14 protein-coding genes are annotated in these 13,901 nt (G+C 70.5%); 4 read left to right on the forward strand and 10 right to left on the reverse strand.

Features of this window, described 5'->3' with window-relative positions:
* Positions 1-49 precede the first annotated feature (49 nt).
* Positions 50-1,111, reverse strand: coding sequence for a serine hydrolase domain-containing protein (locus EXU48_RS14805; protein WP_235857046.1), 1,062 nt, complete (start codon positions 1,109-1,111; stop codon positions 50-52).
* 22 nt (positions 1,112-1,133) lie between these two features.
* Positions 1,134-1,727, reverse strand: coding sequence for a sugar O-acetyltransferase (locus EXU48_RS14810; protein ID WP_133108410.1), 594 nt, complete (start codon positions 1,725-1,727; stop codon positions 1,134-1,136).
* A 67-nt stretch (positions 1,728-1,794) separates the two neighbouring features.
* Between EXU48_RS14810 and EXU48_RS24535 the strand changes: the two genes are divergently transcribed.
* Together EXU48_RS24535 and EXU48_RS14815 are read left to right on the forward strand one after the other, a co-directional pair.
* Positions 1,795-1,938: a hypothetical protein gene (locus EXU48_RS24535; protein ID WP_165962822.1), complete on the forward strand. Its 144-nt coding sequence runs from the start codon at positions 1,795-1,797 to the stop codon at positions 1,936-1,938.
* 61 nt (positions 1,939-1,999) lie between these two features.
* On the forward strand, positions 2,000-2,509 hold the full coding sequence (locus EXU48_RS14815) for a hypothetical protein (RefSeq protein ID WP_133108411.1): 510 nt from the start codon (positions 2,000-2,002) through the stop codon (positions 2,507-2,509).
* Between the two features lie 150 nt (positions 2,510-2,659).
* Here the strand turns inward: EXU48_RS14815 and EXU48_RS14820 are convergent, their stop codons facing one another.
* On the reverse strand, positions 2,660-3,883 hold the full coding sequence (locus EXU48_RS14820) for a winged helix-turn-helix transcriptional regulator (protein WP_133108412.1): 1,224 nt from the start codon (positions 3,881-3,883) through the stop codon (positions 2,660-2,662).
* Positions 3,884-3,981: 98 nt separating this feature from the next.
* On the opposite strand from EXU48_RS14820, the gene EXU48_RS14825 reads away from it, so the two are divergent.
* Both EXU48_RS14825 and EXU48_RS14830 read left to right on the forward strand, forming a co-directional pair.
* The gene (locus EXU48_RS14825; protein ID WP_133108413.1) at positions 3,982-4,992 is read left to right on the forward strand and encodes a dihydrodipicolinate synthase family protein; all 1,011 of its coding nucleotides are present in this window, start codon (positions 3,982-3,984) and stop codon (positions 4,990-4,992) included.
* Positions 4,989-5,915, forward strand: a complete 927-nt coding sequence (locus EXU48_RS14830; protein ID WP_165962823.1) for a Gfo/Idh/MocA family oxidoreductase — start codon at positions 4,989-4,991, stop codon at positions 5,913-5,915. The genes EXU48_RS14825 and EXU48_RS14830 overlap by 4 nt, the downstream gene beginning before the upstream one ends.
* A 15-nt stretch (positions 5,916-5,930) precedes the next feature.
* On the opposite strand, the gene EXU48_RS14835 is transcribed toward EXU48_RS14830, so the two are convergent.
* The 7 genes from EXU48_RS14835 to EXU48_RS14865 all read right to left on the reverse strand — a co-directional run bounded on the left by EXU48_RS14835 (position 5,931) and on the right by EXU48_RS14865 (position 13,762).
* Positions 5,931-6,914, reverse strand: a complete 984-nt coding sequence (locus tag EXU48_RS14835) for a carbon-nitrogen hydrolase family protein (protein WP_133108415.1) — start codon at positions 6,912-6,914, stop codon at positions 5,931-5,933.
* 30 nt (positions 6,915-6,944) lie between these two features.
* A complete protein-coding gene (locus tag EXU48_RS14840) occupies positions 6,945-7,931 on the reverse strand; it encodes a hydroxyacid dehydrogenase (protein ID WP_207947748.1) in 987 nt (328 codons plus the stop codon).
* Complete coding sequence (locus EXU48_RS14845; RefSeq protein ID WP_165962824.1) at positions 7,928-8,767, reverse strand: carbohydrate ABC transporter permease; 840 nt, start codon at positions 8,765-8,767, stop codon at positions 7,928-7,930. Before EXU48_RS14845 ends, EXU48_RS14840 begins: the two co-directional genes overlap by 4 nt.
* Positions 8,768-8,781: 14 nt before the next feature.
* A complete protein-coding gene (locus tag EXU48_RS14850) occupies positions 8,782-9,723 on the reverse strand; it encodes a carbohydrate ABC transporter permease (protein ID WP_133108417.1) in 942 nt (313 codons plus the stop codon).
* Positions 9,724-9,785: 62 nt separating this feature from the next.
* The gene (locus EXU48_RS14855) at positions 9,786-11,069 is read right to left on the reverse strand and encodes an ABC transporter substrate-binding protein (protein WP_133108418.1); all 1,284 of its coding nucleotides are present in this window, start codon (positions 11,067-11,069) and stop codon (positions 9,786-9,788) included.
* Positions 11,070-11,123: 54 nt separating this feature from the next.
* Positions 11,124-12,740 carry an FAD-dependent oxidoreductase gene (locus EXU48_RS14860; protein ID WP_207947749.1) on the reverse strand — a complete coding sequence of 539 codons (1,617 nt, stop codon included), beginning with the start codon at positions 12,738-12,740 and terminating at the stop codon, positions 11,124-11,126.
* Complete coding sequence (locus tag EXU48_RS14865; protein WP_165962825.1) at positions 12,737-13,762, reverse strand: LacI family DNA-binding transcriptional regulator; 1,026 nt, start codon at positions 13,760-13,762, stop codon at positions 12,737-12,739. The genes EXU48_RS14860 and EXU48_RS14865 overlap by 4 nt, the downstream gene beginning before the upstream one ends.
* Between the last annotated feature and the right edge of the window lie 139 nt (positions 13,763-13,901).

Genomic DNA, 13,901 nt, shown 5'->3' on the forward strand with positions numbered 1-13,901 from the left:
GGCACGCTCGCCGTCGCGGTCGGGCGGCCCAGGGGTCGGCGCCGGGTTGCTACGCGCCCGGTGTCGGCCCCGGGGCGAGCTCCGCGTCGATCGCGCCGGCGAGGACCCCGATGACCGGCCATGCCCCCTCTGAGCTGTTGCCGAGCACGCTCACCGTGGTCCGGGTCCCGATGATGTGGGTGGACCGGAACGAGGCGCCGGCGTCGTAGCCCTCGAGTACCAGCGCCGGTCCGGTCCGGTGCAGGAAGAAGCCCATGCCGGCGCGCAGGTCCTCCTCGGGAACGTCGTGCCGCGGGCGGGTCATCTCCTCGACACTGCCGGGGGAGACGATCCGCCCGCCGAGGAATGCCAGCCAGAACCGGTGGAGGTCTGCCGCCGTGGTGAACGCTCCACCGTCACCGTTGCCGAGCACCGGCAGGTGCAGGGTGTTCACCAGGTCGCCCTCGTCGTGGACGTACCCCTGCGCGGCGTCGACCGGCAACTCGTTGAGCGGGAGGAAGTCGGTGGCACCGAGTCCGGCGGGCGTGAACACCAGGCGCCGCACGACGTCGTGATAGGTCTCGCCGGTGACCCTCTCGATCAGGACCGCGAGCACCATGTAGCCGCCGTTGCAGTAGGAGAACCGCTCGCCGGGCGCGTACTTCTGCTCGTGTCCCTCGAGCATCGGGAGGAAGGCGACGGCGGTCGTGAGGGTGTGGGAGGGAAGGGTGAGCACGTAGTCGGACACCTCCCAGTCGGCGTCCTCGTCGAGGTAGTCCCCGATGCCGGAGGTGTGGGTGAGCAGGTGTTCGATCGTGACGGCGTCGTCGATGAGCGGCAGGTCGCCGCCGAGGAGGTCGCGCACCGGCTGATCGAGCCGTAGGGCACCGTCCTCGACCAGGCGCATCACGGCCAGCGCCGTGAACGCCTTGCTGCCGCTGGCGATCGCGATCCGCGCGTCCACGACCATCGGTGCACCGAGGGCACGCTGGCGGTATCCCTCGCAGCGTTCGAGGGTGCGTCGGTCCCCGACGTCCACCGTCACCACGCCGGTGAACGACGACGTGGCGACGGCTTCGTCGAAAGTACTCGGATCGATGTGCATGGCGTCCTCCCGACCGAAGGGTCTCATCGAACCCCCGGGGCGGGCCAGTTCATTGATGCGGCGGTGACACCCGGTCCGCCTCCGTGATCGGCCGGATCACTCGTGCGGGCACTCCGGCGGCGACCACTCCCGCCGGAACGGACCGGGTGACGACACTTCCCGCCCCGATGACGCTCCCGGCGCCGATCGTGACCCCGGGGTTGATGGTGACGTCGCCGCCCACCCAGACGTCGTCCGCGACGGCGACCGTCCTGGCGAGGCACCACCCCGCGGCCCGGTCGGCGGGGTCCACGGCGTGGTTCGTGGTGTAGATGCTGACCCGGGGCCCGAGGAGGACCCGGTTCGCGATGGTGATGCCGCCGCCGTCGAGCATCACACAGTCGAAGTTGGCGTAGAAGTCGTCACCGATCGCGATGTTGAACCCGAACTCGCACCGGAAGGTCGGCTCGAAGTGGACCCGGCGACCGATCCGCTGCAGGAGCCCGGCAAGCAGCGCCTCGCGCTCGGGCGCTGGGCGACCGAAGCTGGCGTTGTAGGAGTCGGTGCGCCGGACCGAGTCCTCGCGAGCCTTGACGAGTTCCTCGGTGAGGTCGTTGTACCACTCGCCCGCCCGCATCCGGGCCCGCTGTCGTCCGAGTTCCATCGGGACACGCTCCTCCCGGGTCACCGGTGGCCCGCCGGGCCGGACTCCGCGGCGTCCCCGAACGCCGATGCTAGCGTCGCTCGCGCCGGTCGATGCCGTGCCGGCGCTGGGCTACCGGCCCCTGCTGGTGCTCGTGCTGGTGGGACCGACGCACGCCCTGGTCCGCCGCGCGATCTGGGGTCGCCCGCGGTCGGCCGACGAGGCGACATGAGGTCGGTCCGGTCGGCCGTACTTCTCCTAGAATGGCGGCATTCCCAGGGAGGGCGGTCACGGTGGACCACACCGACGAACACCGGACCGACGCCGCGCGCGTCCCGATCTTCACCGAGGAGGGCGTGTACGGCGTCATCCTGGTCGCCGGCATGATCGTGGTCGGCAACTCCTACTACACGACCGCGTGGGAGGTGTTCGTCGCGGTCGTCGCCACCGTCGTGGTGTTCTGGGCGGCACACGTCTACGCCGGGACGGTCGCCCACCACGGATTCGAGGGCGGGCGGGAGGTCACCCTCGGGCAGGCGTTCCGGATCTCGTTGCGGCGCGCGTTGGGGCTGCTGGTCGCCGCGCTGATCCCGGCCAGCATCCTGTTGCTCGGCGCGACCAGGGTGGTCCCGGACGGTGTTGCGATCTGGCTTGCCATGTGGGTCGGCGTGGCGGTGCTGGCGCTCATCGGCTACCTCGCGTTTCGTCGCCGCGGGTCGAGCGTATGGATCTGCTTGCTCGGGTCGCTGACCACCGCGGCGTTCGGTCTGGTCATGATCGTGCTGAAGGCCGCGATCCACTGAGGCGCGGCAGCGGGCGTCACGGCCCAGGCGCCGGCTTGACGTGGATCGCCGCCGACTCCTTCCGGATGCTCGCCGAGGCGCTCCCCCACGCCGAGCACACCACGGGCCTTGCCGAGCGGGACGGCCCTCACGCGTACCGCGCCTGAGCGATCACAGGTAGACGCGGTAGACCACGAGCGGACGGCCGCTGCCCTCGGGGTTGCGGGAGCCGACGTCGCGGGCGATCCCGGCCCGCTCCAGCCGGTTCAGGATGCGGCGTGCAGTACGCGGCTGCACGCCCAGGTGCTCGGACAGTTCACGGGTGGTGACCTCGGGGCTCGTGGCGTGCCTGAGGTAGTCCTGCAACCGCTGCAGCGTGCCCACCGAAAGCCCGGCCCGGTGCGCGAGCTGGCCGGTGTTGGCGCGCTGGTTCGACCGCGGGGTCGAGGTTCTCGACAGGGTCATGTCGATGTCGTTGCGCAGCGAGATCACTGCGGCGACCCGACCGAGTTGGCGGGCCCGGCCGAGCGCGCGGCGGGCGAGCGTGTGCGCCTCGGCACCGGAACCACCGAGCCCGAAACCGACCCGCAGCGTCGGGTACTGGGCCCGGAGCCGTTCGAGCATCGGCAGCTCGGTGAACTCCGCGGTCGCGTCCTCCAGCGGGCCGCGGGTGGTGACCACGAGGAACTCCCTGGACCCGGTGTGGATCAGGGACGCCCCGAGCGGGGCGAGCTCACCGGCGAGGGCGTGCTCGGCGTCGGCGGCTGCCTCCACGATGCCGAGCACGAGCTGCGCGTCGCCGCTGTCCATCGACTCCCGCTGCAGCCGGAGCCGGTTCACGGCGAGCCGGATCGCGGAGCGGGCCGGCGCCAGCCGCACCGCTGGCTGGGTCTCGCCGATCTCGTCGTAGACCGAGCCCAGACAGGTCAGCGCGATCGACCCGGGGTCGTCCGCGTGCGCACGGCGGTGGAAGGCGACCAGGGTGGCGGCGTCGGTGCCCGGCGCGTACGGAAGCACCCGCACCGCGTCGGCCTGCACGCCCGCCTCGGCGAGGGTGCCGCGGGCCTCGTCCTCGTCGAGGGTGTCGATGCTCAGCGACGTGAGCTGCGTCCCCGCACGCAGCACCGTGACCAGCGCACTGAGCAGCACGGATCCGCTGTACTCCACGTACCCGGCGATCCGCCCGAGGAGCCCATGCGCCGACGCGATCTGGTACGGGACCACCCCGGTGAACAGTTGGATGTCGACGTCGGAGCCGAGCTCGCGCAGGACCTGCGGGGTCTCCCGCTCGTGTTCGTACGGGTGTGGGCGCGGTCGCATCCCGTCCATCCCGCCCACCACCTCGACCGTGCGCTCGACGAGGTCGTGCGGGCCGATCACCGCGACTGTGATCATGGACGCTCCTCGTGGTCCGGGTGCCCCATGGCCAACCGAGAGGCAACGTCGTAGTCCGTGCGGTCAGGGTAGTCGCGGACCGTGCCAGACTGTCGACCATGCAGTCGCGCGCCGTGAACACCCCGGATCCCGACCGCGGCCCACTCGCCTGGCTGAGCGGCGTGGTCGCCGCCCCCCTCACCCCGTTCGACGCCAAGGGCAGGCTCCGGTCCGAGGAGTTCGCGGACTACGCCGTGCACCTCGTCCGCGCCGGTGTCAGCGGTCTCGCCGTAGGCGCGCACACCGGGCGCGGCGGGCTGCTCGCGCCGCAGGCGCACGCCGACCTGATCCGGGTCGCGCGAGCCACCGGTGTGCCCGTGGTCGCGACCGTCTGCCTGCCCGACGGCGCCAGGCCCGGTTCGCGCACAGAGGTCGAGCGGGTGCTGCTCGAGCGGGCGGACGCGGCCCCGGCCGCCGGTGCGTCCGCCGTGCTCTGCGTACCGCCGCCGGCGGCGCTCGACCCCGATCCGGCCTGGGTGGCGCGGCTGCACGAGTTGATCGCGGAGGCCACCGGACTTCCGGTGCTCGCCTTCCTGCTCTACGAGGCAGCCGCGGGCAACGTCCGGTACGGCACCGACCACCTCGCGGCACTCTCCGGCGTCCCGGGCGTGACCGGGGTCAAGATCGCCACCCTCGACGACGCTGTGGCCGCGCAGGACGCCATCATCTGGCTCCGGCGCAACGCACCACGCCTGGCCGTGCTCACCGGTGAGGACCGGATGTTCGGTCCCTCGCTGATGTGGGGCGCAACCGGTGCACTGGTGGGTATCGCGGCGGCGCGCGCGCATCTGTCGGTCGACCTGCTGCGGGCCTGGCAGGAGCACCGGCTCGCGGACTTCGTGGCCGCGTCCGACCGGCTCGACGCGTTCGCCCGGCTCACCTTCACAGCTCCGCTCCACGGCTACGTCCAAAGACTCGCCTGGGCGGCCGCGCACGAGGGCATCATGCCCCCGGGCCTCGCCCACGATCCCGGGGCCACCCCGGACGTGCTGGCCGAGCGCGAGGTGTTCCTCGCCGGCCTCGCCGGCCCGGGCGACGTCGCCCCGGTTGCCGCGGCCCCGTCGTGGTGACCGCGCGGATCGGCCTGGTCGGGCTCGAGACCAGCCACCCGGGCTCCTTCGTGCCGCTCCTGCGCGACCTCGGACACGAGGTGTCCGTGGTGCTGGACCCGGGCGAGTTGCGGGGCGCGGCGCACGCGGCACGGTTCGCCCGCGAGCACGGCGTCGCCCGGGTCGGGCGCGACCTCGAGGACGTGGCCGGGAACTGCGACGTCGCGATCCTGCTCGGAACCGACTGGGACCGCCACCTCGCCCAGGTCACCTCGCTGCGCGCCGCCGGGGTGGCCGTGCTCGTCGACAAGCCCGTGGCCGGTAGCGCGGGCGACCTGCGCGCGCTCGCCGCCGCGGCGGCGGCCGGGGAGCGTGGCGAGGGGCCACCGGTGACCGGCGGCTCGTCGTTGCGGACCGCGCCGGAGGCGCGCGCGTGGCGCGGTCGAGGGCAACGCGCACTCTCGGTCCGCACCGGCTGTACCGGGCACCCGCTGTACTACGGCGTGCACGCGACGAGCCTCGCCGTCGGGCTCCTCGGTGACGGCCTGGTGGCGGCTCGCGCCACCGGCACCGACCCGGGCGTGCTGGCCGGGGAACTGCGCCACGCAGACGGCGCCACGATCGTCGTCGAGGTCCCACGCCGGCCCGTGGGGGCGCCGTTCCGCGCCGAGGTGCGCACCGCCGTCGGCGGCGTCGACGTCATCGAGCCGGCCGGAGCCGGCCTGTACCGGCCGTTCCTGGCCGTCTGTCTGGAGCATCTGACCGGTCGCGGTCCGGCCCCGGCCGGGCCGCGAGGGCTCGTCGAGCCCGAGCTCGCCGTGCTCGCGATCGCGTGGTCCGCCGCCGCGGACACGCCCGGGGCGTGGGTCGACCTCGACGAGGTCCCGGACGAATGGCAGCCCTGGGCGGGGGCCGCGTTCACCGGTGAGTACCGGCCGCGGTAGCACAAGTCCCTAGGATCAGCTCGACCGCGCACCGGCCGGCCGGTCGAGCGCCCCATCGCGGGCCGCCAGGCTCCGGCCGAAGTAGTCGTCGACGTCCACGAGCCCGAACTCGGCCATCACGTCGGCGACGCACAGGTCCTCGCGCTCCGCGGTCAGCAGCACCACCCCGACCTGACCGGGGTCGTGGAGGCGGACGCCGTCACCGTACTTGCGCTTGATATCGCCGAACTTCCGGCCGTTCTCGTCGATGTGGACGACGGCGTGGTCCAGGTTGATCCGGGTGGTGACCTCCGGGTAGTAGTTCGTGCTCGAGGCGACCACCTCCCCCACCGGGGAGACCACCGAGGACGGGTTCTGCGGCCAGACCGAGCCGACGAACCAGGACCGGCACGTGTAGGCCCAGTACTGCTGCATGAAGCCGCCGTGGTAGGCCGAGGAGAACAGGATGATCTCCGGGCGCAGTCGCGCGAGCTCGGTGAGCCCCGGGATGAAGTTCAGGTCGAAGCAGATCACCGGGGCGATGCGGCCGATGTCGGTCTCGATCACCGTCATCCGCTCGCCGTAGGACACCCCCCGAGTCCCGTGCTCGGGGATCGTCAGGTAGTTCTTGTCGTAGACGCCCAGGACCGTGCCGTCGATGCCGATCAGTTGCGTCGAGTTGCGCAACCGGCCCGCCTCGTCGATCCGGTAGCCGGAGTAGGCGATCCGGGTCCGATTGGCGGCCGCGAGCTCGGCGAGCGCGTCCCGCAGGTAGTCGCCCTTGTGCACGGTGAACTCGGCGATCTGCTCGATCGGGAAGTGCTGCAGCGGGTACCAGTGGGCCAGCGGCCGGTCGCCGTGCTCGGGCAGGACCACCAGGTCCGGACGATCGGGCAGCACCGTAGCGATCCGGGTGGTCCAGTGGTCGATCAGATCGTCGAGCAGCTTGCCGTGACCGATCGCGGGATCGGCGACGAACGGGAAGGACGTGACGCTGCTGACGGTCAGGTGCCGGGCCATGGACGGGCTCCCTCTCTGGGGTGGTGGGGGTCAGGACAGGCGGGCATAGACGGCCGGGTCGATCGCGTGCTGGAGCCGATCGCCCGCGACGAATCGGGCGATCTCATCGACCGTGATCTGGCCCTGTCGCTCCCGGGCCTCGACCGTCGCGGCGCCCCGGTGCGGACTCAGGTAGACGTTGGGTAGGCCCCGCAGCGGGGAGTCCTCGGGCAGGGGTTCGCGGTGCAGGACATCCAGGCCGAAGCGCAACCGACCCGAGAGCGCCTCGGCCACCAGCGCGGCCTCCTCGACCAGCGCCGCGCGCGCGGTGTTGACCACCACGGCGCCGTCCGGCAGCAGGGCCAGTTCGGCTGCCCCCAGCATGCCGATGGTCTCCGCGGTGACCGGGGCGTGCAGCACCAGGACCTCGCTCCAGGCGAGCAGGTCCCGCAGATCAGCGCTGCCGACGCCGAGCGCGGCGGCGTCCTCGGCGCCCAGGTACGGGTCGGCGACCCGGACCCGGGCGGCGCCGAGTCCGCGGACCATCGAGATGAACGAACGCCCGGTCCTGGACGCGCCGATCACGCCGATCCGCCGGTGCGCGAGCTCCCGCCCGTGCAGGCCGCCGATGGCGGGCCCGCCGTCGGGATCGCGCAGGGCGCGATCGAAGGTGTGCAACTCACGCAACAGCACCAGGCACATCGCCAGCGCCAGCTCCGCCACCCCGTCGGCCATCGCGGCCGACGCCTGGCTGACGGCGCAGCCCTCGGGGACCCCGCCGTCGCCCAGGATCGGGCGCAGGGTGCCACCCGTGTGCGCGATCAGCCGGGGTCGGCGCCCCGGCGCCCACGTCGCCAGCGGCGGTGTGGCCCAGGAGGTGATCATGACGTCGAGGTCCACTCCGGCGAGCTCTGCGGCCAGCCGTTCGGGATCCAGGTGCAGGTGCAGGTCGCCGAGGGAGCGCAGAGCCTCGAGCTGGCTGGGCGTGAACAGCAGCGCCAGCAGTTCCGGGGTCGCGCTGACGTCGATCCGGGTCACTTGATGCCGCTCATCGTCACGCCGCGCACGAAGTAGCGCTGCATGATCAGGAAGATGATGAAGATCGGGACGAACGTGATCAGGGCGCCGGCCATCGTCACGGCCAACGACGTCTGCTCCTCGTTCAGTGAAGAGAGCCCGACGGTCAACGTGTACTTCGCGGACGCCGTGTTCGCGACCAGCGGCCAGAGGAAGTCGTTCCAGTGCCACAGGAACACGAACACCCCGAGCGTGGCCAGGATCGGCTTCGTCTGCGGCAGGATGATCTGCCAGAAGATCCGCAACTCCCCCGCCCCGTCGATGCGGGCGGCCTCGATCAACTCGTTCGGGATCCCGGCGATGAACTGCCGCATCAGGAACAACGCCTGGACGTTCGCGATGGTGGGCAGGATCAGTCCCCAGTGGGTGTTCAACCCGCCGAGCTCCGAGATCAGGATGAACTTCGGGATCAGGGTGAGGTGGTAGGGCACCATCAGCATCGCGACCATGACCAGGAACACCACGTTCCGGCCCGGGAAGCTCAGCTTCGCGAACGCGTAGGCGGCCATCGATGCCAGCGCGAGCACGAGCACCACCGAGACCACGGCGTAGATCGCGGTGTTGATGATCCACGTCGTCATCTCCCCGCGGGAGAGCAGCCGGCCGAACTCGCTGAAGTCCCAGGACTGTGGCCACAACGAGCGCGGCAGGTCGATCGCCTGCCCGGGCTGCACCGAGATGACCAGCATCACGAAGAACGGGAACAGGGTGATCATCGCCACGATGATCAGGGGCAGGTGGGCCGAGGCCGTGCGCCACCAGGGTCGCCGGCGCCGCGGCGGGTGTGTGGGTCTCATCGCCGTGTCCGTCATCAGTCGTCGTCCTTGAGGTAGAGGCGCTGGATGGCCGAGACGATCAGGGTGATCACCAGCAGGACCACACCGGCTGCGCTGGCGTACCCGAAGTTGAAGTAGCCGAAGCCCTGGTCGTAGATCATGAAGACCAACGAGTAGCTCGCCGTCACCGGTCCACCACCGGTCATGACGTAGATGAGGTCGAAGACCTGGAACGAGGACACGATCTCCAGGATCACGACGAAGAACAGCGGGCGCCGCAGTCCCGGCAGCGTGATGTGTCGGAATCGCTGCCACGCGTTCGCGCCGTCCAGGCTCGCGGCCTCGTAATAGTCCTGCGGGATGTCCAGCATGCCCGCCATCAGGATCAGCATGTCGTAGCCGAACCGGGACCACATGGCGACCACGGCCAGGGAGGGCAGGACCGCGATGCTGCTCGCCAACCACGGCACCGGTCCGACCCCGAAGACTCCGAGGAACCAGTTCAGCGGGCCCTCGGAGGAGTAGATCCACTGCCAGATGACCGCCGTCGTGACCAGGCTCGTGATCACCGGGAGGAAGAAGGCCGCCCGATACACCTTGATGCCACGGATCGACCTCGAGGCGAGGTGCGCCATGAACAGCGACACGACGACCACCAGCGGGACCGCGATGACCGAGTAGACGATCGTGACCCGCAGCGCGTTCCAGAACAGGTCGTCACCGAACAGCCGCTCGAAGTTGTCACCCCCGACCCAGGAGATGTCCCCGGTCAGGGAGTAGTCGGACAGGCTCAGTCCGAGCCCGCCGAACGCCGGCAGGATTCGGAACGCCAGGAAGATCAGCAGGTAGGGCAGGACGAAGATCATCGCGATCGTCGTCGCCCTGCGTCGAGCGGCCCGCCGGGATCCGCGGGGGGACGACGGCGCCGCGATCGTCTGTTTGGGTGGTCCCGCGACGCGGGTCTGCTGGACTGTCATGTCTTCCTTTCGACGGTCGGAGGTGCGACCGCCCCGGCCACCGGGGCGGTCGCACCAGGGGGTCAGCCGCCGGTACGGGCGAGGACGCCCTCGATCTCCTCGGCGGCGCCGTCCATCGCGGCCTGCGGCTCGGCCTGGCCGAGCAGCACCGACTGGACCGCGGGCTTGAGGACGTTCATGATCTCGGTGCCACCGGGGGCCTGCGGGTCGACGATCCCCCGGTCCAGGTACTGCGCCAGTTGGGCGTTCGGCGAGTCCTCCGGGTACAGGTCCGTCACCGACAGCCGCGGGGAGAGCTGGTCCCGCTCCGGGAGGAACTCCGCGAGGAACGCAGGGCTGGTGACGAACCGGATCCACTCGTGAGCAGCCTCGTTGTCCGCGGAGCCCTCGAAGAGGGCGTACCCACCGACGTTGCCGTAGCTGGTCGACTCCGTGTTCTCGATCGGCGGGCCCACGACGAGCTGCTCCTCGGTGAGGCCGTACTGGGTCAGCGAGGCCACCGAGCGGGCGAACAGCATCGCCACCTCACCGCGGGCGATCGGGCTGGTCTCGACCGGCAGGTCGGTGGTGAGCGCGTCCCGCGGCGTGTAGTCGTTGTCGACGAGGAAACTGATGAAGTCGAGGGCCTCGATCGCCTCCGGACCGTTCACGGTGACCTCACCGTCGGCGTTCAGGACCCGCCCGCCGGAGGCCCAGAGCAGCGGGTAGAAGCTGCCGTTCAGGGTCATGGAGGGGGCCGCGTCGTACTGGGTGATGTAGTAGCCCTCGTCGGCGAGCATCGGGGCGAGTTCGCGGACCTCCTCGAACGTCGTCGGGTAGTCCTCCTCGGAGATTCCGACGGCGTCCCACACGTCGCGCACGTAGATCGTGGTCGACATGCCGACCAGGGTGGGCACCGCGTACAGGGTCCCGTCGACGCTCAGGGTCTCGAGGGCGTTGGGCAGGAAGTCGTCGGAGTCCTCGGCGATGATCGAGGAGACGTCGGTGAAGATGCCCTGGCTTCCGTAGGAGTAAACGTCCGAGGGTAGGACGTAGGTGACGTCCGGTGTCGTGTTGCCGGCGATGCCGGTCTGGAGCCGCTCGGCCCGACCGTCCCACGGCACGATCTCCACCGTGACCTCGACGTCCGGGTGCATCTCGGTGAACTCGGCGATCTTGGCGTCCCAGAACTCGCGTTCGGCGTCACCGGCGATCGGCGGGTACCACATGGTGACCTCACCGGAGAGCGTCCCGTCGCCGCCGGTCTCGCCACCTCCTCCGCCGGTCTCGTCGTCATCGCCGGAGCTGCAGGCCGCCAGACCGAACACCGCCGCCAGGCCGGCGGCGATCAGTGTCTTGCTTCTCATGGGTCATTCCTCATCTCATCGTTGAAATCGGTACTGCTCGTGTTCCCCGGGGTCTCAGTAGCCGACGACCCCCTCCGGCCAGCTGAGTTCGATCCCCTGCTGCACCAACGACTCCTGGAACCGCGCGAGGCGGGCGGGGTCCTTGTGGACCTCGCGGGGTTCGACGCCGTCCTCGATGCAGGTGGCCGCCAACGCTCCCGCGGCCTCGCCGATGTTCCACTCGACGGGGTGGAGTCGATAGCACCCGTTGGTGATGTGGGTGGTTCCGATGTTCTTGTTCGCCGGGAGCAGGTTGCGCATCCGTTGCGGGATCAGGGCGCCCAGCGGGATCTGGAACGGACACGAGGGCACGTCGATGTAGTTGTCGCCGCCGGTCGAGGGGTGCAGGTCGATCCGGTACATCCCGATGCCGACCGAGTCGTGGAACCGTCGCGCGCCGGCACCGCCGCGCACGGCCATTGAGACGTCGTTCTCGGTCACCGTGGTCAGTGCTCTGATCCGGCGGGACTCCCGGTGGTAGGGAGCCTGGGCCAACCCGTCCACCGTGCCCATCACCTCGGGCCGCAACCGCAGGCCGGGCCACCCGGTGCCGCCGTCCGGCCGCGGGGCCTCGGTCTGGAGCCAGTACAGCATCGAGAGGCTCAACTGCCGGGCGTCCCGCAGCCGGGCGGCCGCCACGTCGGCTGGTTGGTTGACCACCGGGGCCTCGAAGTAGTCGATCGAGGGCCAGTTGACGAGCGTGATGTCGCTGTCGTAGAAGCCTGGTTCGAACAGCTTCCGGGCCGCGATCCGGCGATAGATCCACAGGTTCAGGTCACCGGGATCCTTGCTCTGGTCCGCGTCGATCGACAGCGGATCCTCGTCGGTGTTCGGCACGAACGTCCGCGGTGCCGCCTCGAGCGTGCGGGGATGCGGCGAGACCAGCCCGAGCAGTGGCCCCCACCAGAACTCGGGCGCGACCGCGCGCCACTTCCGGTACTGCTCGGGCTCGTCGATCGTGTGGTCGCCGTCGACGTGATCGACAGCGAAGCACACGCTCAGCGCCTGCCAGTTGTCCGGCTGTGCCTCCTCGGGCGCACTGGGCTCGCCGGTCTCGTGCCGTGACTCGAAACCGGTGACGTACTCGGTGCCGGTGAGCGGGAGCAGGTCCCCGGTCTCGGTGGCGTCGAGCACGTACGCGGCGCCGATGCTCAACTCGTCCCCGCCGTCGAGGCGACGGACCCGGACCGAGGTGACGACGTCACCGTCGACCTCGGCGCCGATCGCGACGGCGGGCTTGACCAGCTGCAACCTCCCGGCCGAGAGCCATGGCGCGAGCATGCCCGTGATCACCGCGGTGCCGACGCGCGGCTCCGAGCACAGTTTGGACACGGTGCCGGCGCCGGGGTTCAGCAGCGGCTCCCGGCGCGCGGCTTCGGTCAGCGGGAAATGCGCGCGGTAGTACGCCCGGATGCCGTCGCGCAACCGCCGGTACCGCCTGGTCGCGCCCATCTCCTCGATCCATGGGTGCTCGTCCACCGGGACACCCTGGGAGGTGAGCTGTCCGCCCAGCCAGTCGTACTCCTCGACCAGGACCACCCGACGCCCCGCCTCGAGCGCGGCCAGCGTGGCGGCTACGCCACCCAGTCCGCCACCGACCACCAGGACGTCTGTCGCCAGATCCGCGTTCACCGTGCCATCACCGTCTCCCCTTCGACGAACGTGCAGGGCAACAGCCGCTGCAGTTCGAGCTCGTCTCGTCCTTCGATCTGGGCCGCGAGCAACCGGAGCGCCTCCAGGCCCATCTGTTCGCGCGGGATCCGGAACCCGGTCCAGCGCTGCTCGTCGGCCAACGCCGTGGTGGGCTGACCCAGGAGTGCTAGCGACAGGTCCCGTGGGACGTCCAACCCGCGGGCGACGGCGCCGGCGCGGATCTCCGCGGCTCGATAGTCGGAGCCGAGGACCGCCGCGGTGGCCGCATGGCCGACGATGAGGTCGATGGCCTCGTCCGCGGAGAACGCATCGCTGCTGAAGATCATCGGACGCAGCCCTGCCGCCGTCATCGCGTCCCGGTAACCCTCGTGGCGGTCGGTCGCCGACTCGCTCAGGCCGAGATCGCCGAGGAAGGCGATGCGTCGATGCCCGAGCGCCAGGAGATGCTCGACGACGTGGCGGGTCGAGTGTCGATAGTTCGCGCCCACATACGGGATGACGCGGTCGGCGGAGTCGCGCCGGCCGACGAACACGAACGGGAACCGCTGGGCCAGCATCGCCTCGGTGTCGTACCGGTCGTCATGGCGTCCGAGCAGGATGCACCCGTCGGTGATGGCGACCCGGTTCCAGCCGGTCTCCGAGAGCGTGCGATGCCCGGTGTTGCGGGAGGGCACGCTGGTGAACAGCATCAGGTCGAGGCCGAGTTCCTCGGCACCGGCCTCGATGCCCTCCAGGAACGGGGAGAAGAAGTCGGCACTGCCCTTGGGGAACACGGACTCGTAGGTGAAGACCCCGACGATGTGGTTGCGGCCTCGGGCCAGACCCTGGGCGAACGGGTTGGCGGTGTAGCCGGTGCGCTGGATGGCGGCCAGGACCCGGCGCTTGGTCCCCTCACCCACGCGCACCTTCGTGTCGGGAGCACTGTTAAGAACGAGCGAGACCGTCGCCTGGCTCACGCCGGCGAGTCGCGCCACGTCGGCCTGCGTCACTCGCTGCGCCACGCCGACCACCTCCGTTGGTAATGCGTATCAGGACCCCGGGCCCAAGCTGATGCCGCAACCATGCCCGTGACGGTGGGTTACGGTCAAGCCCGTTTCTGCGTCGAACTGTAGACCGTGCAAGGCGTTATGCGCAACATCA

It is taken from the genome of Occultella glacieicola, from assembly GCF_004353825.1.
Classification (GTDB): Bacteria; Actinomycetota; Actinomycetes; order Actinomycetales; family Beutenbergiaceae; genus Occultella; species Occultella glacieicola.